The following is a 22,842-nucleotide window of genomic DNA, read 5'->3' as shown; positions in this document are numbered from 1 at the left end:
CCAAGGTGGGCGCGTGGTATTTCCCGCCGAAATCCCGGGAGTTAACAACTCATTAGCGAGAGCTCACCGCCTGTCGGATACGCATACGAAATGCACGGGTAACGCGGGGGAAACGGCGGGTACCTATCGTCCCGCCATGCGGCTCACTCCACACGAACAGGAACGGCTCCTCATCCACGTCGCCGCGGGCGTGGCCCGCGAGCGCAAGGAGCGCGGCCTTCGCCTCAACCATCCGGAGGCGACGGCCCTCATCGCGTCATTCCTCCTGGAAGGCGCCCGCGACGGCCGCAGCGTCGCCGACCTGATGGACGCCGGCCGCAAGGTCCTGCGGCGCGAGGACGTCATGGAGGGCGTGCCCGAGATGCTGGAGTCCGTCCAGATCGAGGCCACCTTCCCCGACGGCACCAAGCTCGTCACCGTCCACAACCCGATCGCATGAGCACACCGCGCTTCGAGGGCGTGCCGGGAGAGATCCTCTGCGGCGACGGCGACGTGCCGCTGAACCCGGGCAGGGAGCGGATCACCCTGAGAGTCGTGAACACCGCCGACCGGCCGGTGCAGGTCGGATCGCACTATCACTTCGCCGCCGCCAACCCCGGCCTGGAGTTCGACCGCGAGGCGGCCTGGGGCACCCGCCTCGACATCCCGGCGGGCACCGCGATCAGGTTCGAGCCCGGGGTGGAGCGCGACGTCACGCTCGTCCCGCTCGCGGGGAACCGTGTCGTACCCGGCCTCCGTCCCGAGTGGGCCGGGCCTCTCGACGGGAGGACCGATGACTAGCGTCGAATGCGCGCGCTACGCCGCGCTGTACGGCCCGACCACCGGCGACCGCGTGCGCCTGGCCGACACCGACCTGTACGTCGAGGTGACCGACGACCTGTCGATGGGCCCCGCCGGGGCGGGCGACGAGGCCGTGTTCGGCGGCGGCAAGGTCATCCGCGAGTCGATGGGGCAGGCGCGCACCACGAGAGCCGAGGGCGCGGCCGACCTGGTCATCACCGGCGCGGTGATCCTCGACCACTGGGGTGTGGTGAAGGCCGACATCGGCGTACGCGACGGCCGGATCGCCGCCATCGGCAAGGCCGGCAACCCCGACACCATGGACGGCGTCCACCCGGACCTCGTCATCGGCCCGTCCACCGAGATCCTCGCGGCCAACGGCAAGATCGTCACGGCGGGCGCGGTCGACTCGCACGTCCACCTGATCTGCCCGCAGCTCATGGACGAGGCGCTGGCCTCCGGGGTGACCACGATCATCGGCGGCGGCACCGGCCCCGCCGAGGGCACGAAGGCCACCACCGTGACCGGCACCTGGTATCTCGGCCGGATGCTGGAGTCGCTGGACTCCTACCCGGTGAACGTCGCCCTGCTCGGCAAGGGCAACACGGTCAGCGAGGAGGGGCTGCTCGAACAGCTCAGGGCCGGGGCGTCGGGCTTCAAGCTGCACGAAGACTGGGGCACCACCCCCGCCGCCATCGACGCCTGCCTGCGGGTGTGCGACGCGACCGGGGTGCAGGTCGCCATCCACACCGACACGCTGAACGAGGCGGGGTTCGTGGAGTCGACCCTGCGGGCCATCGGCGGGCGGGCGATCCACGCCTACCACACCGAGGGCGCCGGAGGCGGCCACGCCCCGGACATCATCACGGTGGCCTCCCACGTCAACGTGCTGCCGTCGTCCACGAACCCGACCCGGCCGCACACGGTCAACACCCACCACGAGCACCTGGACATGCTCATGGTGTGCCACCACCTCAATCCCGCCATCCCGGAGGACCTGGCGTTCGCCGAGTCGCGCATCCGGCCCACGACGATGGCGGCCGAAGACGTCCTGCACGACATCGGCGCGATCTCGATGATCGGCTCCGACTCCCAGGCCATGGGCCGGATCGGCGAGACGATCATCCGCACCTGGCAGACGGCGCACGTGATGAAGCGCCGCCGCGGCGCGCTGCCGGGCGACGGCCCGGCCGACAACCTCCGGGCCCGCCGCTACGTCGCCAAATACACGATCAACCCGGCGATCGCCCACGGCCTGGACGCGGAGATCGGCTCGGTGGAGCCCGGCAAGCTCGCCGACCTCGTGCTGTGGAGCCCGGCCTTCTTCGGGGTGAAGCCGGACGTCGTGGTGAAGGGCGGCGTCATCGCCTACGCCCAGATGGGCGACGCGAACGCGTCGATCCCGACGCCGCAGCCCGTGCTCCCCCGGCCGATGTTCGGCGCGGCCCCGGTCACCGCCGCCGCGACCTCGCTGCACTTCGTCGCGCCGCTCGCGCTGGAGGACGGCCTGGCCGACCGCCTGGCCGTGGGCAGGCGGCTGGCGCCCGTGGCCGACGTACGCGCCCGGCGCAAGGACGCGATGCCGCTCAACGACGCCCTGCCCGACATCCGGGTGGATCCCGACACCTTCGCCGTACGCGTGGACGGCGAGCTGATCGAGCCCGCCCCGGCCGAGTCGCTGCCGATGGCGCAGCGCTACTTCCTCTTCTGACATGAACGGCGAAGCGGCGCTGCTGCTGCTGGCCGACTCCCGGCTGCCGGCGGGCGGGCACGCCCACTCGGGCGGCGTGGAGGAGGCCGTACGGCGGGGCGTGGTGACCGGCACCGGCGACCTGGCGCGGTTCCTGCGCGGCAGGCTCGCCACCGCCGGCCTCGTCACCGCCGCCCTCGCCGCCGCCGCCTGCGAACTGGCCGTCTCGGAAACCGCCGCCGAGACCGTCCCCGCAGGCAGCGGCGGCGCGGACCGGGAACGTGGCACAGACCGCGAACGCGACACCGGCCGGGAACGCGGCAGCGACGGCGCGGACCGGGAACGCGGCGCCGCCCGTGACCCGGTGGCGTCGCCCGCGAAGGGCGTCACGGACGACGCAACGGACGACGCAACGGACGAGGCTGCGGGCGAGGCCGTCAGCGGCATGGAGCTGTGGCGGCGGCTGGACGCGGAGGCCGACGCCAGGACCGCCGCACCCGCCCAGCGGGAGGCCTCGCGCACCCAGGGGCGGCTCCTGCTGCGCACGGCCCGGCGGATGTGGCCCTCGGCCGTCCTGGGCACGCTCGCGCGGGCCGTGCCGGAGGGACCGCACCATCCTGTCGCGCTCGGCGCGGCCGGAGCCTCGGCGGGCTGCACGCCCCGCCAGGCCGCGCTGACCGCCGCCTACACCTCGGTCACCGCCCCGGCCACAGCGGCCGTGCGGCTCCTCGGCCTCGACCCGGTCACCGTTCACCGCCTGCTCGCCGATCTCGCCCCCGCGATCGAGGACGCGGCCCGCGCCGCCTGCGCGCCGCTCGGCGACGCGGCCGGGCCGGCGGGCTGGCACACGCTGCCGGGGCACGGCGCGCCCGCGCTCGACCTCCTGGCGGAGGGACACCTGACCAACCCGATGAAGCTCTTCGTCTCCTGATCACTCCTCCCGACGAATCTCCACGAATCTCCACGTATCCGTACCGGCCATCGCACGAGAAGGAGCACAACCCCCATGGGCGCTCAGCACGACGATCTCCACGACGCGGCCGATCCACACGGGCGGGCGCTCCGCCTCGGCATCGGCGGGCCGGTCGGCAGCGGCAAGACCGCCCTGGTGGCGGCGCTGTGCCGCAGCCTCGGGCCGTCGCTGCGGCTCGGGGTCGTGACCAACGACATCTACACCACCGAGGACGCCGACTTCCTCCGCCGCGCGGGCGTCATCGACCCCGAACGGATCCTCGCCGTACAGACCGGCTGCTGCCCGCACACCGCCATCCGGGACGACATCGCGGCCAACCTGGACGCCGTCGAGACGCTGGAGGAGCGGTTCGGGCCGCTCGACCTCGTGATCGTCGAGAGCGGCGGCGACAACCTCACCGCCACGTTCAGCCGGGGCCTGGCCGACCGGCAGATCTTCGTGCTCGACGTGTCGGGCGGCGACAAGGTGCCGCGCAAGGGCGGGCCGGGGGTGACCTCCGCCGACCTGCTCGTCGTCAACAAGACCGACCTCGCGCCGATGGTCGGCGCCGACCTGACCGTGATGTCCCGCGACGCGGCGGCCGTACGGGACGGCAGGCCCGTGCTGTTCACGTCGATCAGGGAGGACAAGGGCGCGCACGCCGTGGCGGAGTGGGTGACGCACATGGTCGGCGCCTGGCAGCACGAGCACGGCGAGCCCCACCACCACGCCGCGCAGGCCCCGGCGTCCTGACCGGCATGACGGCCTTCACCGCGCACGCGCTGATCAGGACGGAGGCCGCGAGCGGGGGCCGGACCCGGCTGGAGACGCTGCGGTCCGACCCTCCGCTGACGCTGCGGCAGACCGGCCCGCAGCGGGTCCACCTCGTCTCGACCGGCGCGGGACCGCTGCGCGGCGACCACCTCGACCTCGACGTGGACGTCGCGCCCGGCACCTCGCTGGAGGTTCGCTCGGTGGGCGCCACGCTGGTGCTGCCGGGGCTCGCGGACGCCCCTTCGGTCATGGTCGTGCGGGCGCGGGTCGGCGCGGGTGCCACCCTGCGCTTCTCCCCCGAGCCGACCGTCCTCGCCGCCGGATGCGCCCACCGCCTCGTCGTACGGCTCTCGCTCGCCGAGGACGCCACGGTCTTCTGGCGGGAGGAGATCGTCTTCGGGCGGCACGGCGAACGGCCGGGACGCTGCCACTCGCGGTTCGACGCGACCGTGGCCGGACGGCCCCTGCTCCGCCAGGACCTCCTGATCGGCGAGGAGGCGCTGGACGGCAGCCCGGCCGTCTACGGGGACGCCCGGTGCGTCGGCTCGACCCTGCTCGCGGGGCCCGCCTGGGCTCCGCCCGCGGTGCCGGATGTCAAGCGCGAGCGGCGGGCCGTGCTGGGAGACGGCTGGGCGGCGCTGCCGCTGGGCGGTCCGGGCGTGCAGGTGTGCGCGCTCGGCGCGGACGCGGTCGAGCTCAGGGAGCGGCTGCGGCGCGGCGAGGAGGCCGCGGCCGCCTGCGCGCCACCCGGGCCGCCGCCCGCCTGAACGCCACCGGGGCCGCCGCCCGCCTGAACGCCACCGGGGCCGCCGCCCGCCTGAACGTCACCCGGGCCACCGGCCGCCGCACCGGCCACGACGGTGCACAGACCACGGACGTTCCCGGCCTGCCACACCGACCACGGCCACGGACGTTCCGGCCCGGGCGCATCATCGAGGGCGACTCGGGCGTCCGCCGCGCGGCCGGGGGGCTGAAACCGGCGGCCTCGGGCCGTAGCCTGGTGATCGTGTCGGAACCCACGCAGCACCCCGGCGGTCCGCGGCGAGGCACCAGCACGGCCGGCGTCCTGCGGGCCGCCGGTGTGTTCGTCGCGGGGTTCGCGCTGGCCGTGACCGCGCTGCTCCCGTGGGCGGGCCTCACCGCCGAGTTCGGCATTCTCAACGCGTCGCTCACGCACGCCGTGCGCGGCGTCGACGCGGGCCCGGGCTGGTTCGTGCTGGGCGCCGGGATCACGGCGATGCTGCTCGGCGTGCTCGGCGCGACGCGAAACTGGCTGTTCACCGGGCTGGCGATCCTGCCCGGCGCGGTGGCCGCCTTCGCGCTGGCCATGTTCCTCGCCGACCCGCACGACCTCGTGGGCCGGCTCGACTTCCAGGTCTCCGGGCTGCTGCGGGTGCACCCGACGATCCAGTACGGCTGGTTCGCCGGCCTGCTGGCCTCGGTCGCGCTGGCCGTGCTCGCCGCCGTCGCGCTGCTGCGCCGCCGGTGAACGGCCGTCAGTCGTAGAAGCCGAGACGCCGCAGCTGCTTGGGATCGCGCTGCCACTCCTTGGCGATCTTCACCCGGAGATCGAGGTAGACGCGGGTGCCGAGCAGCGCCTCGATCTGCTGCCGGGCGCGGGTGCCCACGTCCTTGAGCCGCGCGCCGCCCGGGCCGATCACGATCGCCTTCTGCGAGGGCCGCTCGACGAACATGTGGGCGTACACGTCGAGGAGGTCGTCACGACCCTCCCGGGGGTGCATCTCCTCCACGACCACCGCGATCGAGTGGGGCAGCTCGTCGCGCACGCCCTCCAGTGCGGCCTCCCGGATCAGCTCGGCGACCAGCGTCTGCTCCGGCTCGTCGGTGAGTTCCCCGCCGGCGTACAGCGGGGGCGACTCCGGCAGCCGTTTGACGAGCACGTCGGCGAGGACGTCGAGCTGCTCGCCGCCCTGCGCGGACACCGGGACGATCTCCGCGAAATCGGCCAGCGCGGACACCGCGAGAAGCTGGTGGGCGATCTGCTCGCGAGTGGCGAGGTCGCACTTGGTGACGACCGCCACCACCGGGGTCTTCTTGACGGCGGCGAGCTTGTCGACGATGAACCGGTCGCCCTTGCCGATCGGCTCGTTGGCCGGCACGCAGAACCCGATCACGTCGACCTCGGTCAGCGTGGACAGCACCAGGCTGTCCAGCCGCTCGCCCAGCAGCGTGCGGGGACGGTGGAACCCGGGGGTGTCCACGATCACGAGCTGGGCGTCCGGGCGGTGCACGATGCCGCGGATGGCCCGCCGCGTGGTCTGCGGCTTGGACGAGGTGATCGCCACCTTGGTGCCGACCAGGGCGTTCATCAGCGTGGACTTGCCGACGTTGGGCCTGCCGACGAAGCAGGCGAAGCCCGCACGGAAACCGCTCGATTCGGCGTCCACGTCAGATGTACCGGCCCTTCAGGGAACCGTCGGGCGCGGCCAGGAAGAGCGTGCCGTTGCCCATGTCCTCGACGACGGCCACGTCCTGCTCCGCCGGGTCGTCGGCCTCGGTGACGATCGCCGCCGCCTCCAGGGACTTCGCCCCGCTGGACACGGCCATGGCGACGGCCGCCTGGAGGGCCGAGAGCCGGAGCGAGGGCAGCGCCACCGTGGTCGCGGCGTACGTCCGGCCGGTCTCGTCGCGCACCGCGGCGCCCTCGGGGGTGCCGCCGCGCGCCCGCGCCGACCTGGCCAGCGTGATGATCTTGTTGTCCTCGGGGTCCAGCGTCTGTGTCACGCGTCAAGGGTACCGACCTCGCGGACGAGCAGCCGTGTCAGTTCGGCCGTACGGACGGGGTCGGGAGCGGCCAGGCCGGCGTGCACGAGCGCGATCAGCGTATGGCCGGAGCGGGCGACGACCACGTGCATGCGGTAGGGGTAGCCGCCGACCTTTCCGGTCAGCGCCCGGCCCGCGGCGTCCGGCCCGCCGATGCCGGGCAGCGGCGTCCGCCCGGTCAGGCGGTCGTACGGCGTGCCGTCGTCGGCCGTCGCGCAGCGGGAGAGGGCGTCGCGGAGCGCGGCGAGGTGACCGGCCGCCTCGCCGCCGTCGTAGACGGCGACGCCGACCCCGGCGAGCTCGCCCGCGTGCGCGCCCTGGTAGGTGGCGGCGGTCGCGCCGCTGAGCCCCTCGCGCGGGGGCCTGCCCGCGGCCGCGTCGAACAGCAGGCGGCACGCGCGGGCGCGGGGACGGAACGGCGGACGCCAGGGCGCCCGCGCGTGGCTGAAGAACCCCTCGGGAAGGCCGTCCATCCGGCCGAGCACCATCGGCGGGCGCCTGACCTCCGCCTTGTGAGGCACCCGGACGGGGGCGTGCGTGACCCCGTCCGTGCCGCCGCAGGCACCGGTGGCCAGGACCAGGCAGCCCGCGACGGCCGCGTGGACGATGCGCATACCCGCCTCCCCGCTTTGCCGGAGGTTTTCCTTCCCCGGACCGCGAGCGGGTAATCACATTGCGTAATCAATACTGATCCGACGCGGGAACCAATGCGGGGCTCCCACCCTTGACCGGGTGGGAGCCCCGCACCGATTACGGATCCCCCATGGGAGGCTCCGGTGCGCCGCGAACCCCTCCCGGCGCGCCGGACTCCCCAACGAGACGCCCCGAACCCCTTCTGAGCGCCTGGGACAACGATGGCCGGGCACGCTTGCAACTCGGTTGAAAGACGCTTGCAGCCCCAGGTGGTGACGGGTCACCCGAGGTCGCGCCGGCTCACTCGTGGCGGGTCACTCGTGGCGGGTCACTCGTGGCAGGTCACTCGTGGTCGGCGCCGGCGGCCACGACCTCGTCGCCCGTCGCGGGCTCCTCGCGGCGCACGACGACCGTGCTGATCCGGTTGCGGCGTCCGGCCAGGTTCTCGGCCGTCAGGCGCAGGCCGCCGACCACCGCCTCCGAGCCCGCGATCGGCACCCGGCCCAGGGCGTGCGCCAGCAGGCCGCCGACCGTGTCGACGTCGTCGACCTCGATCTCGCGGTCGAACAGCTCGCCGAGCTCGTCGACCGGGAGCCGCGCGGTCACCCGCACCGCCCCGTCGTCCAGCCATTCGACCCGCGGGGCCTCCTGGTCGTACTCGTCGGCGATCTCGCCGACGATCTCCTCGATGACGTCCTCGATGGTGACGAGGCCCGCGGTGCCGCCGTACTCGTCGATGACGATGGCGAGGTGGATCTGCCGCGCCTGCATCTCGCGCAGCAGCTCGTCGATCGGCTTGCTCTCCGGCACGTACGTCGCGGGGCGCATGAGCTCGTCCACCCGCGTCCCGCCGTCGCCGGTGTCCTGGATGCGGCGGACGATGTCCTTGAGGTAGGCGATGCCCACCACGTCGTCCTCGTTCTCCCCCACCACGGGGATGCGGGAGAACCCGCTGCGCAGGGCCAGCGAGAGCGCCTGGTGCAGCGTCTTGCCGCGCTCGATGAAGACCATGTCGGTGCGCGGCACCATGACCTCGCGCACCAGCGTGTCGCCGAGCTCGAAGACCGAGTGGATCATCTCCCGCTCGTCGGGCTCGATGACCCTGCGCTGCTCGGCCAGGTCGACGAGGTCGCGCAGCTCGGCCTCGGAGGTGAACGGCCCCTCGCGGAAGCCCTTGCCCGGGGTGAGCGCGTTGCCCAGCAGGATCAGTAACTCGGGCAGCGGCCCGAAGATCCGGGTCAGGCCGTACACGATGGGCGCGCTCGCCAGCGCCACCACCTCGGCGTGCTGGCGGCCGAGCGTGCGCGGCATGACCCCGACGATGACGTAGCTCACCAGGATCATCACCACAGCCGCCAGGGCGTACGCCTGCCCGCGGTCGCCGAGCCAGTCGATGAACAGCAGCGTCGTGATCACCGTCGCGACGAGCTCACAGCTCAGGCGGAGCAGAAGCACCAGGTTGAGGTAGCGCGGCGGGTCGGCGACGATCGCCTGCAGCCGCACCGCACCGCGCCTGCCCTCCTTGACGAACTCTTCAGCGCGCACCCTGGAGATGCGGGTCAGCGCCGTCTCCGCACTCGCCAGCAGGCCGCCGGCCACGATGAGGACGACGGCGGAGAGCAGCCAGCCGTCGTTCACGGCTTACGCCGCACCTCCCGCCAGGCGCCGAGCAGCTCGTCCTGCAGCCCGAACATCTCGGCGTGCTCCTCCGGCTCGGCGTGGTCGTAGCCGAGCAGGTGCAGGATGCCGTGCGTGCACAGCAGTTCGAGCTCGTCCTGCGCGCTGTGCCCGGCCTCGGCGGCCTGCTTGGCGGCCACCTGGGGGCACAGCACCACGTCGCCGAGCAGCGCCGGGTCGGGGGACGCGTCGTCCTCGTCCCGGCCGCCGACGTTGGGCCGCAGCTCGTCCATGGGGAAGGCCAGCACGTCGGTCGGCCCCGGCTCCCCCATCCACTGCTCGTGCAGCTCGGCCATCGCCGCCTCGTCGATCACCAGGATCGACAGCTCGGCCAGCGGGTTGATCCCCATCCGGCCGAGGACGTGCCCGGCCAGCTCGACCAGCGCCGACTCGTCGACCTCGACGCCGGACTCGTTGGCCACCTCGATGCTCACGGGGTCTCCTCACCCGTCATGGTCCCGCTCACCGCCGGTTGTTCCGCGGCCGCTTGTTGATCGCGCGCGGTTCCGACGCCATCGCGGCGTCGTACCGGCCGTAGGCGTCGACGATGTCGCTCACCAGCTTGTGCCGTACGACGTCGGCGCTGGTCAGCCTGCTGAAATGGATGTCCTCGATGCCGTCGAGGATCTGCTGGACGACCTTCAGGCCGCTGTCCTGGCCGCCGGGCAGGTCGATCTGGGTCACGTCACCGGTGACCACGATCTTCGAGTTGAACCCGAGCCTGGTCAGGAACATCTTCATCTGCTCGGGCGAGGTGTTCTGCGCCTCGTCCAGGATGATGAAGGCGTCGTTCAGCGTGCGTCCGCGCATGTACGCGAGCGGCGCGACCTCGATCGTCCCCGCCGACATCAGGCGCGGGATGGACTCGGGGTCGAGCATGTCGTGCAGCGCGTCGTACAGCGGCCGCAGGTAGGGGTCGATCTTCTCGTAGAGCGTGCCGGGCAGGAAGCCCAGCCGCTCCCCCGCCTCGACGGCGGGGCGGGTGAGGATGATCCGGTTGACCCGCTTGTTCTGGAGGGCCTTCACGGCCTTCGCCATCGCCAGATACGTCTTGCCGGTGCCGGCGGGGCCGATGCCGAAGACGATCGTGTGCCTGTCGATCGCGTCGACGTACCGCTTCTGGTTGACCGTCTTCGGGCGGATGGTGCGGCCCCGCGAGGACAGGATGTCCAGGGACAGAACCTCGGCCGGACGGTCGGTGGCCTGCCGCAGCATGTGGATGCTGCGCTCGACCGCGTCGGGGGACAACTCGGCACCCGAGCCGACCAGCTCCACCAGCTCCTCGAAGAGGCGCACGACGATGCCGCTCTCCTCGGGACTGCCGGTGATCGTGATTTCGTTGCCCCGCACGTGGATATCGGCGCTGAAGGCGCCCTCGATGACCCGTAGCAGCTCGTCGCCCGACCCGAGGAGGCTGACCATCGGCTGCCCCTCGGGGATGACTACCTTGGCCTGGGTCTTGTGCATTTGCTGTGACTCGGACATGGGCGGCCTTTGCGGCCCTGATCGCCTCCCTAGCTCCCTCCCCACTTTAGCCGCTCAGCCGGGGGGCCAGGTGAGGCCCCGGCCGCCGAGGACGTGCGCGTGGACGTGGAAGACCGTCTGCCCGGCGCCCTCTCCGGTGTTGAACACGATCCGGTAGCCGCTCTCGGCCACGCCCTCCTGTACGGCCACCGCGTGGCAGGCCTTGAGCAGGTCGTCTGCCAGGCCGTCGTCGGCCGCCGCCAGCGCGGCGGCGTTCTCGTGGTGGGCCCTCGGCACGACGAGGACGTGGGTGGGGGCCTGCGGGTTGATGTCGCGGAAGGCCAGCGCCCGCCCGGTCTCCAGGACGATGTCCGCCGGGACCTCCTTGGCCACGATCTTGCAGAAGAGGCAGTCGCTCACGCGCGAAAGCCTAGCCGTTGACACTAGTTGATGACTGCAATGATCCCCCGGGCTAGGGTGAGTGTGCGAGACTGCACCAGAAAACCCCCCTAGTGTCGGGCGAGGACACCACTGGGCCATGCCCCCTCATGATTCGGAAGAACGTAAACCCCCCGAGGATGACGAGCGTCCTATTGATGTGACCACCGAGACCCTCGTGGCCGACAGGTCGTTGGGAACGGTGCCCGTCGGGTGGGATGCCGACATGGCCGTGACGGCGCTCTACAGCGCTCACTATCGGTCACTGGTGCGTCTCGCCGTGCTGCTGGTGCGTGATGTGGCCAGCGCCGAAGAGGTCGTTCAGGACGCGTTCGTCGCCCTTCATGGCGCCTGGCGCAGGCTGAGGGACACCGACAAGGCACTGGCCTACCTTCGGCAATCGGTCGTGAACCGATCGCGTTCCGTGCTGCGGCACCGAGCGGTCGTCGAGAAGTACGCGCCCAAGGGGCTGCCCGACGCGCCCAGCGCTGAGAACGGCGCGATCGGCGAACTGGAGCGCTCGGCCGTCATCGAGGCGCTGCGCGGCTTACCCACCCGGCAGCGCGAGGCACTGGTGCTGCGATACTACGGCGACCTGTCGGAAGCCGAGATCGCCCACGCGATGGGGATCAGCAAGGGCGCCGTGAAGAGTCACACGGCCCGCGGCATGGCCGCACTACGGATGGCACTGGAGCAGTTCTCATGACCTTCCCTCCCGACGACGAGTACGGCGAGCTGCTCCGCCGTGCCCTGCGCGCGGAGGCGGACTCGGTCGTGCCGTCTCCCGATGGACTCGAAATCATCCGCGGGCGGATCGAGCAGCGTGGTCTGCGCGGCCTGCGGCACCTGCTGTGGCGGCGGGTCGGAGCGGCCGCCGCCGGGGCCGTGCTCGTGGCGGGCGCGGTCGTGATGATCGTCCCCGGCCTGCGCGACCAGGTGGCGCAATCAACGGGCATCTCCAACGCCGGCGACGAACGTGAGGACAACAGGGACACCTCGTCGGTGATCCGGCCGCCCAACCCGGCGGAGCCCTCGCGGCCGGTCGTGATCGTGCCCGTCACCCCGAGCCCGTCGCGCGAACGGCCCAGCCCGACCCCCACGCCCAAGACGGAGGCGACCACCAGACCGTCGCCGTCGCCGTCCGATCCCTGCGTCACGCCCACCCCCGAGGCCGGGGTGATCGAGCCCGACACGGCCCTCCCGCCGACGTGCTCGCCCACGTCGGTGACGCAGGAGACGCCCGTGACGACGCCGTCGGCCTCGCGCCGCCCGTCGTCGCCTCCGCGCACGACGTCCGCGCCCCCGGTCACCCCGAGCACGCCGCCTCCCGCGGAGGCGGCGACGCCCGAAGCGGCGGCGGCCCCGTCGCCCTCGCCCTCGCCCTGACCCGGCCCCCTGGTCGTCGGCCGGGGTCCGCGGCCCGGTGGACGGGCCGGTCCCGGCCTCCGAGTTGACGGGACGGCTTTGTCAGCCGTGGCGGGGCTATGCGCCGCGGCCGGACTATGAGCCGAGGCCGGGCTATGCGCCGCGGCCGTGCGTCACCAGCGGCCGCAGCGGGACATCAGGACGGCCGCCGCGGCCACGCCCGCAGTCGAGGTGCGCAGCACCGTCGGCCCCAGCAGGGCCGGCGTGGCTCCCGCGGCCCGCAACGTGGCGATCTCCTCGTCGGTGACGCCGCCCTCCGGGCCGACGATCATCACGATGTCGCCCGGCTCCTCCGGCAGGGGCAGGCGGCTCAGCGGCTCGGCGGCCTCCTCGTGCAGGACGACCGCGAGCGCCGCCGACGAGACGAGCGCGCCGACCGCCGCGGTCGTGGCCTGCTCTGTCACCTCGGGCAGATGGAAGCGCCGGGCCTGCTTGGCCGCCTCGCGGGCCGTGCCGCGCCAGCGGGCGAGGGCCTTGGCGGCCCGGTCGCCCTTCCACTGGGTGACGCACCGGGAGGCGGCCCAGGGGACGATCACGTCGACCCCGGCCTCGGTCATCATCTCGACCGCGAGCTCGCCCCGGTCGCCCTTGGGCAGGCCCTGGACGACCACCAGTCTCGGCCGGGGCGGCGGGACCTCATAGCGGCGCAGCACCTCGGCGGTCAGCGAGTCCTTCCCCGCCGCCGTGACCGTGCACTCGGCCACCCGCCCCGCGCCGTCGGTCAGGTCGATCCGCTCCCCCGGCCGCAGGCGGCGTACGGCGGCGGCGTGCCGCCCCTCGGGCCCGTCGAGGACGATCGTGTCCCCCGTCTGGCCGGCCGCGTCCGACAGGAACACGGGAACAGTCATGCGATCAGCTCAGCGGCCGTTGAAGGCGTCCCGCAGGCGGGAGAAGAAGCCCTGCTGGCCCGGGGAGAACTTGCCGGGCGGGCGCTCCTCGCCGCGCAGCTTCGCCAGCTCGCGCAGCAGTTCCTCCTGCTGCGGGTCGAGCTTGCTCGGCGTCTCGACGTTCACGTGGATCAGCAGGTCGCCTCTGCCGGTCTCGTTGAGCCGCTGGACGCCCTTGCCGTACAGGGGGATGACCTGGCCGGCCTGGGTGCCGGGCCGGATGTCGATCTCCTCCGCGCCGTCGAGGGTCTCGATCGTGAGCGAGGTGCCGAGCGCGGCGGCCGTCATCGGGATGGCCACCGTGCAGTGCAGGTCGTCGCCGCGCCGCTCGAAGATCTGGTGCGGCCGCTCGACGATCTCCAGGAACAGGTCGCCGGGAGGCCCGCCGCCGGGGCCGACCTCGCCCTCGCCGGCGAGCTGGATGTGCGTGCCGTCCTCGACGCCGGCCGGGATCCTGACCTTGATCGTGCGCCGGGTCCGCACCCGTCCCTCGCCCGAGCACTCCATGCAGGGGTGCCGGATGACGCTGCCGTACCCGCCGCACTGGGGGCAGGGACGCGAGGTCATGACCTGGCCGAGGAACGAACGGGTCACCTGCGACACCTCGCCGCGCCCGTGACACATGTCGCAGGTGTCGGGGTGCGTGCCGGACGCCGCCCCGGAGCCCTGGCAGACCTCGCAGACCACGGCCGTGTCGACCACGATCTCGCGGGTCGTGCCGAAGGCCGCCTCCGCCAGGTCGAGCTCGACCCTGATGGTGGCGTTGCGGCCCCGGCGGGCACGGGAGCGGGGCCCCCGCGCGGCGCCCGCCGAGCCGAAGAAGGCGTCCATGATGTCGCTGAACGGGAAGCCCGCGCCGAAGCCGCCGGCTCCGGCCCCCGCTCCGCCGCCACCGCCGAACGGGTCGGCGCCCATGTCGTACATGCGGCGCTTGCCCGCGTCGGACAGCACCTCGTACGCCTGGTTGATCTCCTTGAACCGCTCCTGGGTCTCCGGATCGGGGTTGACGTCCGGGTGCAGCTCACGGGCAAGACGGCGGTATGCCTTCTTGATCTCTTCCTGGCTGGCGTCGCGCCGTACGCCAAGGGTCGCGTAGTAGTCGTTGGACACTTATGACCCCGCCAGGATCTGGCCGACGTAACGCGCCACCGCGCGCACCGCACCCATCGTCACCGGATAGTCCATTCGTGTCGGGCCCAGCACTCCGAGCCGGGCCAGTTCTCTGTCGCCCGAACCGTATCCGGCGGCCACGATAGACGTGCCGCGGAGCCCGCTGTAGGGGTTCTCGGATCCGATGCGGACGGTCAGTTCGGAAAGCCCGCCGGTCTCCCCCAGCAGGCGGATGAGGACGACCTGCTCCTCCAGGGCCTCCAGCACGTCCCGCAGGCCGATGCTGAAGTCGGCGGCGGCCAGGTTGGCCGTGCCACCGAAGACGATCTTCTCCTCGTGCCGCTCCACGAGCGTCTCAAGCAGCACGGAGAGGATCGTGGCCGCCACCGGCCTGTCCTCGGGGGGCAGGCGGTCGGGAATGTCGGCCACCGTCTCCGGCACCTGGGACAGGCCGCAGCCGTCCAGGCACGCGTTGAGCACGGCGCGCAGATTCGCGATCCGGTCGTCGGCGATGGCCTCGGGCAGATCGACCACACGCTGCTCGACCCGCCCGGTGTTCGTGATCAGCACCAGCATGACCCGGCGCTCCGCGAGCGGGACGATCTCCACATGGCGGACCGACGACCTGGTGAGCGAGGGATACTGCACCACCGCGACCTGACGGGTGAGCTGCGCGAGCAGCCGCACCGTACGCATGACGATCTCGTCGAGGTCCACGGCCCCGGCGAGGAAGGTCTCGATGGCCCTGCGCTCGGCACCCGACAGCGGCTTGATCTGGGACAGCCGGTCGACGAACAGCCGGTATCCCTTGTCCGTCGGCACCCTTCCGGCACTGGTGTGCGGCTGGGTGATGTAGCCCTGCTCCTCCAGCGCCGCCATGTCGTTGCGGATCGTCGCCGGAGAGACGCCGAGGTTGTGCCTGTCCGCCAGGGCCTTGGACCCCACCGGCTCGTTGGTGGACACGTAGTCCTCGACGATGGCCCGCAGGACGGCGAGCTTGCGGTCGTCGAGCAATGTGTCACCTCCCTGTGCCTGGAAACACCGACTCTGGCACTCTGTGTTCCCGAGTGCCAAGTGTACGGCTACCACCCCACCTGGTGCGATAACGCGCAGGGGGGCACGGACAAGCGGGCTGCGAATCGACCGCAAGCCGCATGGCCGACTCTTCACCCTATGCACGAGCACCAGAGACCCGCGCCGGCCGAGGCGACCACGCGGGTTCCCCGCCCATGATGCCCCCGGCACGGCCCGGCGCGCCCCTGTGGCTGCCGCACCCGTTTCCCCCGCCGTACGCCGCTCCCCGGCCGATCCGGCCCCGCGCTGCTGTGGGTCCCTGGGTGCTCTTCGCCGTCCTGCCGGTCGTGCCGGCTTCCTGGCCGCGCCGATCGTGACGATCGTCGTACTCGCGCGCCGCTCCGCGGCCCGCCGCCGCAGGGCGTGATTTGCTAGCGTTCCCCGCATGTACGGGCGGGACGTGCTTTCCGGAGACTGGCGGCGGCCACGGCGGGGGCAGATCCCCGAGGTCCCGGCAGAGCCCGACCTCGTGGTGGAGGACGCCGAGGGCCGCTTCTGCGGCGCCGTGGTGGCCTGCGACAAGGAGGCCGTGACGCTGGAGGACCGGTTCGGCCGCAGGCGGGTGTTCCCGCTGACGCCCGCCGGGTTCCTCCTCGAAGGCAAACCGGTGACGCTGGTGCGGCCCCAGGCCGGCCCCAAGGGCCCGCTGCGGAGCGCCTCCGGGTCGATCGCGGTCGAGGGCCTGCGCGCGCAGGTCGCCAAGGGGAGCCGCATCTACGTCGAGGGCGTCCACGACGCCTCGCTGGTGGAGAAGATCTGGGGACACGACCTGCGGGTGGAGGGGGTCGTCGTCGAGTTCCTCGAAGGGGTGGACGACCTCCCTGCCATCGTCGAGGAGTTCGGCCCCGAGCCGGGCAGGCGGCTCGGCGTGCTCGTCGACCACCTGGTGCCCGGCTCGAAGGAGAGCCGCATCGCCGCCCGGGTGTCCGGGGACGACGTGCTCGTCGTCGGGCATCCGTTCGTGGACATCTGGCAGGCGGTCAAGCCCCGGGCGCTCGGCATCCCCGCCTGGCCGGACGTGCCGCGCGGCGTGCCCTGGAAGGAGGGCGTGATCGCCGCCCTCGGCTGGCGGATGGACCCCCAGGAGGCGTGGCGGCACATCCTGAGCCGGGTCACGACCTACGCCGACCTGGAGCCCGAGCTCCTCGGCCGTGTGGAAGAACTGATCGACTTCGTCACCGCCCCCGTTTAAGGGGTGAGATCCCGGATCTAAGGGGTGAGGTCCCGGACCACCGCGTCGGCGAGCAGCCTGCCGCGCAGCGTGAGCACGGCCTGGCCCGCCTTGAACGCCTCCACCTCCAGCAGTCCGTCCGCCAGTGCCCGCGCGCACGCCGTACGCGCCTGGGGGGCGAGGTCGGCCAGCGGGAGACCCGAGGCGAGGCGCAGCTCCAGCATGACCCTTTCGACGGCCCTGTCCTCCGCCGACAGCACCTCGCGGGCGTGCGCGGGCGAGGTCCCGGCCGCCAGCCGGGCGGCGTACGCCGCCGGATGCTTGACGTTCCACCAGCGGGTGCCGCCGACGTGGCTGTGCGCCCCCGGCCCGGCCCCCCACCAGTCGCCGCCGGTCCAGTAGAGCAGGTTGTGGCGGCAGCGCGCCTCGTCTCCCGCCGCCCAGTTGGAGATCTCGTACCAGCTCAGGCCCGCGGCCGTCAGCATCTCCTCGGCGATCAGGTAGCGGTCGGCCGCCACGTCGTCGTCCGGCATCGGCAGCTCGCCGCGCCGGATGCGTGCGGCGAGCCGGGTGCCGTCCTCGACGATCAGGGAGTACGCCGAGACGTGGTCGGGCCCGGCGGCCAGCGCGGCCTCCAGGGAGGCCCTCCAGTCGTCGTCGCTCTCCCCCGGCGTGCCGTAGATGAGGTCGAGGTTGACGTGCTCGAACCCGGCGTCGCGGGCCTCTCGTACGGCCTCGGCGGGCCGGCCGGGGGTGTGCCGCCGGTCGAGGACGGCGAGGACGTGCTCGCCCGCGCTCTGCATGCCGAAGCTCATCCGGGTGAACCCGCCCGCCCGCAGCTCCTTCAGGTAGGCCGGGTCGACGGACTCGGGGTTGGCCTCGGTCGTCACCTCGGCGCCGGGCCGCAGGCCGAACTCCTCGCCGATGGCGTCCAGGATCCGTACGAGGTCGGCGGCGGGCAGCAGGGTCGGCGTGCCGCCGCCGAAGAAGACGGTCTCAACGGGCGGCGCGGCGTCTCCCAGCACGCGCCGGGCCAGCCGTATCTCCTCGACCGCGGTGGCGGCGTAGTCGCGCTGTGATGCGCCGGGCCCCAGCTCGGACGCCGTGTAGGTGTTGAAGTCGCAGTAGCCGCAGCGCGTCGCGCAGAACGGGACGTGGACGTAGAAGCCGAACGGACGGGAGCCGAGCCCGTCGAGGGCCTCGGACGGCAGCTCGCCGCTCGGGGGGACGGGATCGCCGTCGGGAAGCACGGAAGGCACACTCTCCAGTCTGCCGCCACTCGCCCCCTGCCCTCGACGCCCGGTCTGGTATCACTGCCGGTTTTTCGCTCTCGCCCGAATATCGCACGATATGCGATGCCGGAATATCTCTTATGAGCATTCGCCCGGCCGAGATTTCCGGGTCCGTTCGCCGCGCGCCAGGAGATTCTCTCGACCCCCCGGGGAAGTGTTCCGATCTTTCCTACGGAAAATCAAGCCTGCGCCAGGGGCTTTTACCGGCCACCAGAGGGGGGATCAACCTCGCCGAGTGCGTCGATCTTTCACTGACGACGCCGTTTCCGGTCTCGCGTACGGCCTGAACCGCAAGGCGCGCGAAGATCGCGGCAAATAGCAACAGATGCGGGTTGTCGGGGGTAGTCATGCATGAAAACGACGAGGCGAGCGAGCTGACGCGGCGCCGGTTCATCCAGTTCTCCAGTATGGCGGGCGCCACCATACTCACAGGCGCGAGCATTCTCGCCGGCGCCGGGCACGCGCTCTCCGCGCCTTCACCGACATGCGGCCCAGACCCCGACGAAAATGATTGCGGCAATCCCCACAGTAAGGAGCCCCTCTGGACAAAAAGTCAGGACTGCTTCAAAAAAGGCACCTGCCTGCAGAACCACCCAGACTTCGTGGTGATGAAGGGCAACCCGAGCAAGAAGAAGTACGTCAACTACCTCCTCATCCCCACCAAGCGGATCAACGGCATCGAGTGTCCGTGGATCTGCTGCAGCACCGCACCGAATTATTGGAGCGCCGCCGACTACTGCGCCACCCAGCAGCCCACCGAGGTTCCCGCCCCGGTGGGATTGGGGATCAATTCGAGGCCGGCGAGACAGCTCGACCAGTTGCACATCCACATGGCGCGGGCGCGCCCGGAGTCCTATAACGACCTCGTCGCCCAGGACAAGCTGGCCGCCAGAACCGTAGAGAATTGGGCGGACACGCGCGTGTCGATCACCGGCTACAGCGAGCAGCACCACACGAACATCCAACACACCTACCGCGTGCTCATCTGGGGGGGATTCACCCACGACAATCTCTTCGCCATGCTCAGGAGCATGCTGGTCCACACGCCGCACGGAGGGACCATCGCCAAGGCTCAGGCGATCATGTACCTCCAGACGCTGATCGTGATACCTCGGCCCTTCGGCGGCTACTACATCGTCAACAGCGAGAGGAGCCTGGAGAAACCGGGGACGTCCAAGGCGGATGGAAGCGACACCTGCGACCCCCTGCTTCTCATGCATCCGTGACCCCGTCACCGTTCGCATGGCAGCGCCCGAACTAAGTGCGTACGACGCCGTGGTCGCGCGCGAGGCGCCGTCGCACGCGTGGCAGCACGGTCGCGCGTGTGGCGGCATGATCGCGTGCGTGGCGCCGGCCCGCCGCACTCGGACGCTGCCATTGACGCCCCGATCACCCCGGTCTACGATCGCGGCAATTTACAGGAAACTTTCCTATAAAAAGCGCTTTGGAGGCCGGCGTGCTCATGAGAAGGACTCTCGCCGCGGCGGTCGCCGCCACCCTGGCGGCCGGATTAGCGCCGTCAGCGGCCCAGGCCACCACCGGCGACGGAGACCGCTACAAGCGGGTGGCCTACTTCATCCAGTGGGGCATCTACGGTTAGAACCTTCCTCGGAGTGCAAACTTCGAGGAGGCCCCCATGCCAGAGGTTGTCCCTGTCGTCTCGTACGCGCGCATCTCGTCCGACGGCCGTGGAGACGAGCACGGCGTACAGGATCAGCACAAGGTCAACCGAGAGACCGCCGGGCGGCTCGGCTGGACGATCGTCCACGAGTTCACCGACAACGACAAGTCCGCCGCCAAGGCCAACGTCGTACGCGACGCCTTCGAGGCGATGGTCAAGGCGCTGCGGGCCGGACGCCTCGCGGACGGGACACCTATAGAAGGTGTGGTCATCGTCGCTGAGGACCGGCTGGCACGCCGTCCCGGCGACTACGAGCGCTTCGTGGAAGCCTTCACCTACCGCGACGGGCGGGTCTTCGCCGACGGGACTGTACGGTCTTCGGTGTAACTCCTGATCAAGGAGAACGCATCGATGACTACTGTGATCCAGGCATCGGAAGCGACGAATGACCTGGAGGACGCCGCGGTGGCGCGTAAGAAGCCGCAGGCCTCAGAGCAGGAACTGGTGGCCAAGCTGGTCGAGCAGGCCCGCGCTGATGGCCTGGAGCTGGTCGGCGACAACGGGCTGCTGGGCCGGCTGACCAAGCTGGTGCTGGAGTCCGCCTTGGAAGGCGAACTCACCGACCATCTCGGCTACGACAAGCACGAACGCGGCGCGAGCCAGACGGGCAACGCCCGGAACGGCACCCGTACCAAGACGGTGATCACCGACGTCGGGCCCGTCGAGATCGATGTGCCGCGGGACCGGGACGCCAGCTTCGAGCCGAAGATCGTGGCCAAGCGGCAGCGGCGCCTGTCCGGCGTCGATGAGATGGTCATCTCGCTCGCTGCCAAGGGCCTGACCACGGGCGAGATCTCCGCGCACCTGGCCGAGGTGTACGGCGCGCAGGTATCCAAGCAGACCATCTCCACCATCACCGACAAGGTGATCGAGGGCATGACCGAGTGGCAGAACCGGCCGCTCGACCCCGTCTACCCGGTGGTGTTCATCGACGCGATCCACGTGAAGATCCGCGATGGTCAGGTCGCCAATCGGCCCATCTACGTCGCCCTGGCTGTGACGGTCGACGGCGAACGCGACATCCTCGGCCTGTGGGCCGGTGACGGCGGTGAGGGCGCCAAGTTCTGGCTGCACGTGCTGACCGAGATCAAGAACCGCGGTGCGGGTGATGCGCTGATGGTGGTCTGCGACGGGCTCAAGGGCCTGCCGCAGGCGATCGAGCAGGTCTGGCCCCAGGCGGTGGTGCAGACCTGTGTGGTGCACCTGCTGCGCGCCAGCTTCCGGTACGCCGCCCGCCAGCACTGGGACGCGATCGCCAAAGCGCTGCGGCCTGTTTACACAGCCCCGACCGAGGCGGCGGCGCTGGAGCGGTTCATGGAGTTCGCCGAGGCCTGGGGCAGCCGGTATCCGGCGATCGTGAAGCTGTGGGAGGACGCCTGGGCCGAGTTCGTGCCCTTCCTCAACTTCGATGCCGAGATCCGCCGGGTGATCTGCTCGACGAACGCGATCGAGTCGGTCAACGCCCGCATCCGCCGGGCGGTCAAGGCCCGCGGCCACTTCCCCAACGAGCAGGCCGCGCTCAAGTGCGTCTACATGGCGATCATGAGTCTCGACCCCACGGGCAAGGGCCGCAAACGCTGGGTCACCCGCTGGAAGGCCGCCCTCAACGCCTTCGCCATCACCTTCGAAGGCCGGCTGTCCCCGGCCTCGCGATAGAAGAAATCAGCCGCGAGTTACACCGTTGACTGGACGGACCCTCGGTCGGGCCTGTCCAGCGAACGGTGTAACTCGGCTTCGGTTTGTTCTAGCGGCGGGTTGCTGACAGTCGGCCTTCGAAGGTGATCTCGAAGGCGTTCAGGGCGGCCTTCCACCGGTTCATCCAGCGTTTGCGGCCCTTGCCCGTCGGGTCCAGGCTCATGATGGCCATGTAGACGCACTTGAGCGCGGCCTGCTCGTTGGGGAAGTGGCCGCGGGCCTTGACCGCCCGGCGGATCCGGGCGTTGACCGACTCGATCGCGTTCGTCGAGCAGATCACCCGGCGGATCTCCACATCAAAGGACAGGAACGGCACGAACTCCGCCCAGGCGTCCTGCCACAACTTCACGATCGCCGGGTACTTGCCGCCCCAGACCTCGGCGAACTCGGCGAACCGCTCGAGCGCGGCGGCCTCGGTCGGGGCGGTGTAGACCGGCCGCAGCGCCTTGGCGATGGCGTCCCAGTGCTGGCGTGCGGCGTAGCGGAAGGAAGCGCGCAGCAGGTGCACCACGCAGGTCTGCACCACGGTCTGCGGCCAGACCTGCTCGATGGCCTGCGGCAGCCCTTTGAGGCCGTCGCAGACCATCATGAGCACATCGGCGACGCCCCGGTTCTTGATCTCGGTCAGCACGTGCAGCCAGAACTTGGCGCCCTCACCGCCGTCGCCGGCCCACAACCCGAGAATGTCGCGCTCACCGTCGGCGGTGACCGCCAACGCCACATAGATCGGCCGGTTGGCCACCTGCCCATCACGGATCTTGACGTGGATGGCGTCGATGAACACCACCGGGTAGACGGGATCCAGAGGGCGGTTCTGCCACTCGGCCATGCCCTCGATCACCGCGTCGGTGATCGTGGAGATGGTCTGCTTGGACACCTCCGCCCCGTAGACCTCGGCCAGGTGCGCCGAGATCTCCCCGGTGGTCAGGCCCTTGGCGGCCAGCGAGATGACCATCTCATCCACACCCGGCAGCCGCCGCTGCCGCTTGCGCACGATCTTCGGTTCGAAGCTGGCGTCCCGATCCCGAGGCACGTCGATCTCGACCGGCCCGACGTCGGTGATGACCGTCTTGGTCCGGGTGCCGTTACGGGAGTTGCCGCTGCCGCGACCGGCCGGATCATGCTTGTCGTAGCCGAGGTGGTCGGTCAGCTCGCCTTCCAGGGCCGACTCCAAAACCAGCTTGGTCAGCCGGCCCAGCAGCCCGTTCTCCCCGACCAGCTCCAGCCCCTCGGCGCGGGCCTGGCCGACCAGGCGGGCCACCAGCTCACGATCCGACGCCTCATGCTCTTTCCGCGCCACCGCGGTGTCCTCCAG

26 protein-coding genes are annotated in these 22,842 nt (G+C 71.2%); 14 read left to right on the top strand and 12 right to left on the bottom strand.

From position 1 onward, the window contains the following. Positions 1–136 precede the first annotated feature (136 nt). From OHB01_RS22195 to OHB01_RS22165, 7 genes are all read left to right on the top strand, one after another. Positions 137–439 (top strand): urease subunit gamma, encoded by a 303-nt coding sequence (locus tag OHB01_RS22195; RefSeq protein WP_030506285.1) that lies wholly within the window; start codon positions 137–139, stop codon positions 437–439. After that, entirely contained in the window at positions 436–780 is a 345-nt protein-coding gene (locus OHB01_RS22190; protein WP_142649825.1) for an urease subunit beta, read from the top strand. The genes OHB01_RS22195 and OHB01_RS22190 overlap by 4 nt, the downstream gene beginning before the upstream one ends. Then, on the top strand, positions 773–2,491 hold the full coding sequence (locus OHB01_RS22185) for an urease subunit alpha (RefSeq protein WP_328853918.1): 1,719 nt from the start codon (positions 773–775) through the stop codon (positions 2,489–2,491). The genes OHB01_RS22190 and OHB01_RS22185 overlap by 8 nt, the downstream gene beginning before the upstream one ends. A 1-nt stretch (position 2,492) precedes the next feature. After that, a complete protein-coding gene (locus tag OHB01_RS22180) occupies positions 2,493–3,401 on the top strand; it encodes an urease accessory protein UreF (RefSeq protein WP_328853917.1) in 909 nt (302 codons plus the stop codon). Positions 3,402–3,476: 75 nt separating this feature from the next. Continuing rightward, a complete protein-coding gene (gene ureG / locus OHB01_RS22175; protein WP_142649828.1) occupies positions 3,477–4,175 on the top strand; it encodes an urease accessory protein UreG in 699 nt (232 codons plus the stop codon). 5 nt (positions 4,176–4,180) lie between these two features. After that, positions 4,181–4,963, top strand: a complete 783-nt coding sequence (locus OHB01_RS22170) for an urease accessory protein UreD (protein WP_328709541.1) — start codon at positions 4,181–4,183, stop codon at positions 4,961–4,963. 239 nt (positions 4,964–5,202) lie between these two features. Continuing rightward, a complete protein-coding gene (locus OHB01_RS22165; RefSeq protein ID WP_142649830.1) occupies positions 5,203–5,685 on the top strand; it encodes a hypothetical protein in 483 nt (160 codons plus the stop codon). Positions 5,686–5,692: 7 nt separating this feature from the next. On the opposite strand, the gene era is transcribed toward OHB01_RS22165, so the two are convergent. The 7 genes from era to OHB01_RS22130 form a co-directional block, all read right to left on the bottom strand. Then, positions 5,693–6,604, bottom strand: coding sequence for a GTPase Era (era, locus tag OHB01_RS22160; protein ID WP_142649831.1), 912 nt, complete (start codon positions 6,602–6,604; stop codon positions 5,693–5,695). 1 nt (position 6,605) lies between these two features. Continuing rightward, a complete protein-coding gene (locus OHB01_RS22155) occupies positions 6,606–6,941 on the bottom strand; it encodes a cytidine deaminase (protein ID WP_142649832.1) in 336 nt (111 codons plus the stop codon). Beyond that, positions 6,938–7,594 (bottom strand): hypothetical protein, encoded by a 657-nt coding sequence (locus tag OHB01_RS22150; protein WP_142649833.1) that lies wholly within the window; start codon positions 7,592–7,594, stop codon positions 6,938–6,940. The genes OHB01_RS22155 and OHB01_RS22150 overlap by 4 nt, the downstream gene beginning before the upstream one ends. Positions 7,595–7,955: 361 nt before the next feature. Next, positions 7,956–9,251, bottom strand: a complete 1,296-nt coding sequence (locus tag OHB01_RS22145) for a hemolysin family protein (protein ID WP_142649834.1) — start codon at positions 9,249–9,251, stop codon at positions 7,956–7,958. Next, positions 9,248–9,724 (bottom strand): rRNA maturation RNase YbeY, encoded by a 477-nt coding sequence (ybeY, locus tag OHB01_RS22140; RefSeq protein ID WP_142649835.1) that lies wholly within the window; start codon positions 9,722–9,724, stop codon positions 9,248–9,250. Before ybeY ends, OHB01_RS22145 begins: the two co-directional genes overlap by 4 nt. Before the next feature lie 28 nt (positions 9,725–9,752). Beyond that, positions 9,753–10,775 carry a PhoH family protein gene (locus OHB01_RS22135; RefSeq protein ID WP_142649836.1) on the bottom strand — a complete coding sequence of 341 codons (1,023 nt, stop codon included), beginning with the start codon at positions 10,773–10,775 and terminating at the stop codon, positions 9,753–9,755. 54 nt (positions 10,776–10,829) lie between these two features. Further along, positions 10,830–11,174, bottom strand: coding sequence for a histidine triad nucleotide-binding protein (locus OHB01_RS22130; RefSeq protein ID WP_260617398.1), 345 nt, complete (start codon positions 11,172–11,174; stop codon positions 10,830–10,832). 244 nt (positions 11,175–11,418) lie between these two features. Here OHB01_RS22130 and OHB01_RS22125 point away from each other — a divergent pair, with 244 nt between their 5' ends. Then, positions 11,419–11,898: a SigE family RNA polymerase sigma factor gene (locus tag OHB01_RS22125; RefSeq protein WP_111697223.1), complete on the top strand. Its 480-nt coding sequence runs from the start codon at positions 11,419–11,421 to the stop codon at positions 11,896–11,898. Then, positions 11,895–12,578: a hypothetical protein gene (locus OHB01_RS22120; RefSeq protein WP_187280652.1), complete on the top strand. Its 684-nt coding sequence runs from the start codon at positions 11,895–11,897 to the stop codon at positions 12,576–12,578. Before OHB01_RS22125 ends, OHB01_RS22120 begins: the two co-directional genes overlap by 4 nt. A gap of 152 nt (positions 12,579–12,730) precedes the next feature. Here the strand turns inward: OHB01_RS22120 and OHB01_RS22115 are convergent, their stop codons facing one another. Genes OHB01_RS22115 through hrcA form a run of 3 tightly spaced genes read right to left on the bottom strand, consistent with a single transcriptional unit; the run spans position 12,731 to position 15,628 of the window. Beyond that, positions 12,731–13,465, bottom strand: coding sequence for a 16S rRNA (uracil(1498)-N(3))-methyltransferase (locus OHB01_RS22115; protein ID WP_142649838.1), 735 nt, complete (start codon positions 13,463–13,465; stop codon positions 12,731–12,733). A 9-nt stretch (positions 13,466–13,474) separates the two neighbouring features. Continuing rightward, positions 13,475–14,614, bottom strand: coding sequence for a molecular chaperone DnaJ (gene dnaJ / locus OHB01_RS22110; protein ID WP_142649839.1), 1,140 nt, complete (start codon positions 14,612–14,614; stop codon positions 13,475–13,477). Further along, positions 14,615–15,628 (bottom strand): heat-inducible transcriptional repressor HrcA, encoded by a 1,014-nt coding sequence (gene hrcA, locus OHB01_RS22105; protein WP_142649840.1) that lies wholly within the window; start codon positions 15,626–15,628, stop codon positions 14,615–14,617. 445 nt (positions 15,629–16,073) lie between these two features. Here hrcA and OHB01_RS22100 point away from each other — a divergent pair, with 445 nt between their 5' ends. Continuing rightward, positions 16,074–16,880 carry a DUF3097 domain-containing protein gene (locus tag OHB01_RS22100; protein WP_142649841.1) on the top strand — a complete coding sequence of 269 codons (807 nt, stop codon included), beginning with the start codon at positions 16,074–16,076 and terminating at the stop codon, positions 16,878–16,880. Between the two features lie 17 nt (positions 16,881–16,897). Here the strand turns inward: OHB01_RS22100 and hemW are convergent, their stop codons facing one another. Then, on the bottom strand, positions 16,898–18,118 hold the full coding sequence (gene hemW, locus OHB01_RS22095; RefSeq protein ID WP_142649842.1) for a radical SAM family heme chaperone HemW: 1,221 nt from the start codon (positions 18,116–18,118) through the stop codon (positions 16,898–16,900). Positions 18,119–18,498: 380 nt separating this feature from the next. Between hemW and OHB01_RS22090 the strand changes: the two genes are divergently transcribed. From OHB01_RS22090 to OHB01_RS22075, 4 genes are all read left to right on the top strand, one after another. Beyond that, the gene (locus OHB01_RS22090; protein ID WP_142649861.1) at positions 18,499–19,377 is read left to right on the top strand and encodes a CDP-diacylglycerol diphosphatase; all 879 of its coding nucleotides are present in this window, start codon (positions 18,499–18,501) and stop codon (positions 19,375–19,377) included. Positions 19,378–19,613: 236 nt separating this feature from the next. After that, the gene (locus tag OHB01_RS22085) at positions 19,614–19,751 is read left to right on the top strand and encodes a hypothetical protein (RefSeq protein WP_328853916.1); all 138 of its coding nucleotides are present in this window, start codon (positions 19,614–19,616) and stop codon (positions 19,749–19,751) included. Positions 19,752–19,787: 36 nt separating this feature from the next. Next, positions 19,788–20,159, top strand: coding sequence for a recombinase family protein (locus tag OHB01_RS22080; protein ID WP_328853915.1), 372 nt, complete (start codon positions 19,788–19,790; stop codon positions 20,157–20,159). A gap of 24 nt (positions 20,160–20,183) precedes the next feature. Continuing rightward, positions 20,184–21,488 (top strand): IS256 family transposase, encoded by a 1,305-nt coding sequence (locus tag OHB01_RS22075; protein WP_169953795.1) that lies wholly within the window; start codon positions 20,184–20,186, stop codon positions 21,486–21,488. An 88-nt stretch (positions 21,489–21,576) separates the two neighbouring features. Here OHB01_RS22075 and OHB01_RS22070 read toward each other — a convergent pair whose 3' ends face one another. Next, positions 21,577–22,842 (bottom strand): IS256 family transposase, encoded by a 1,266-nt coding sequence (locus tag OHB01_RS22070; protein WP_405396679.1) that lies wholly within the window; start codon positions 22,840–22,842, stop codon positions 21,577–21,579.

Source organism: Microbispora hainanensis, from assembly GCF_036186745.1.
Classification (GTDB): domain Bacteria; phylum Actinomycetota; class Actinomycetes; order Streptosporangiales; family Streptosporangiaceae; genus Microbispora.
The sequence above is the reverse complement of the archived record's forward strand: the minus strand, read 5'-3'. Positions and strand labels throughout refer to the sequence as shown.

What these genes read in the sequence shown, in the direction of transcription:
- OHB01_RS22090 (WP_142649861.1), top strand. Translation starts at nt 18,499, where the DNA reads ATGCATGAAAACGACGAGGCGAGCGAGCTGACGCGGCGCCGGTTCATC.
- OHB01_RS22115 (WP_142649838.1), bottom strand. Translation starts at nt 13,465, where the DNA reads ATGACTGTTCCCGTGTTCCTGTCGGACGCGGCCGGCCAGACGGGGGAC.
- OHB01_RS22150 (WP_142649833.1), bottom strand. Translation starts at nt 7,594, where the DNA reads ATGCGCATCGTCCACGCGGCCGTCGCGGGCTGCCTGGTCCTGGCCACC.
- OHB01_RS22120 (WP_187280652.1), top strand. Translation starts at nt 11,895, where the DNA reads ATGACCTTCCCTCCCGACGACGAGTACGGCGAGCTGCTCCGCCGTGCC.
- OHB01_RS22190 (WP_142649825.1), top strand. Translation starts at nt 436, where the DNA reads ATGAGCACACCGCGCTTCGAGGGCGTGCCGGGAGAGATCCTCTGCGGC.
- OHB01_RS22185 (WP_328853918.1), top strand. Translation starts at nt 773, where the DNA reads ATGACTAGCGTCGAATGCGCGCGCTACGCCGCGCTGTACGGCCCGACC.
- ureG (WP_142649828.1), top strand. Translation starts at nt 3,477, where the DNA reads ATGGGCGCTCAGCACGACGATCTCCACGACGCGGCCGATCCACACGGG.
- OHB01_RS22195 (WP_030506285.1), top strand. Translation starts at nt 137, where the DNA reads ATGCGGCTCACTCCACACGAACAGGAACGGCTCCTCATCCACGTCGCC.
- OHB01_RS22125 (WP_111697223.1), top strand. Translation starts at nt 11,419, where the DNA reads ATGGCCGTGACGGCGCTCTACAGCGCTCACTATCGGTCACTGGTGCGT.
- OHB01_RS22080 (WP_328853915.1), top strand. Translation starts at nt 19,788, where the DNA reads ATGCCAGAGGTTGTCCCTGTCGTCTCGTACGCGCGCATCTCGTCCGAC.
- OHB01_RS22180 (WP_328853917.1), top strand. Translation starts at nt 2,493, where the DNA reads ATGAACGGCGAAGCGGCGCTGCTGCTGCTGGCCGACTCCCGGCTGCCG.
- OHB01_RS22085 (WP_328853916.1), top strand. Translation starts at nt 19,614, where the DNA reads ATGAGAAGGACTCTCGCCGCGGCGGTCGCCGCCACCCTGGCGGCCGGA.
- OHB01_RS22135 (WP_142649836.1), bottom strand. Translation starts at nt 10,775, where the DNA reads ATGTCCGAGTCACAGCAAATGCACAAGACCCAGGCCAAGGTAGTCATC.
- OHB01_RS22170 (WP_328709541.1), top strand. Translation starts at nt 4,181, where the DNA reads ATGACGGCCTTCACCGCGCACGCGCTGATCAGGACGGAGGCCGCGAGC.
- OHB01_RS22100 (WP_142649841.1), top strand. Translation starts at nt 16,074, where the DNA reads ATGTACGGGCGGGACGTGCTTTCCGGAGACTGGCGGCGGCCACGGCGG.
- OHB01_RS22075 (WP_169953795.1), top strand. Translation starts at nt 20,184, where the DNA reads ATGACTACTGTGATCCAGGCATCGGAAGCGACGAATGACCTGGAGGAC.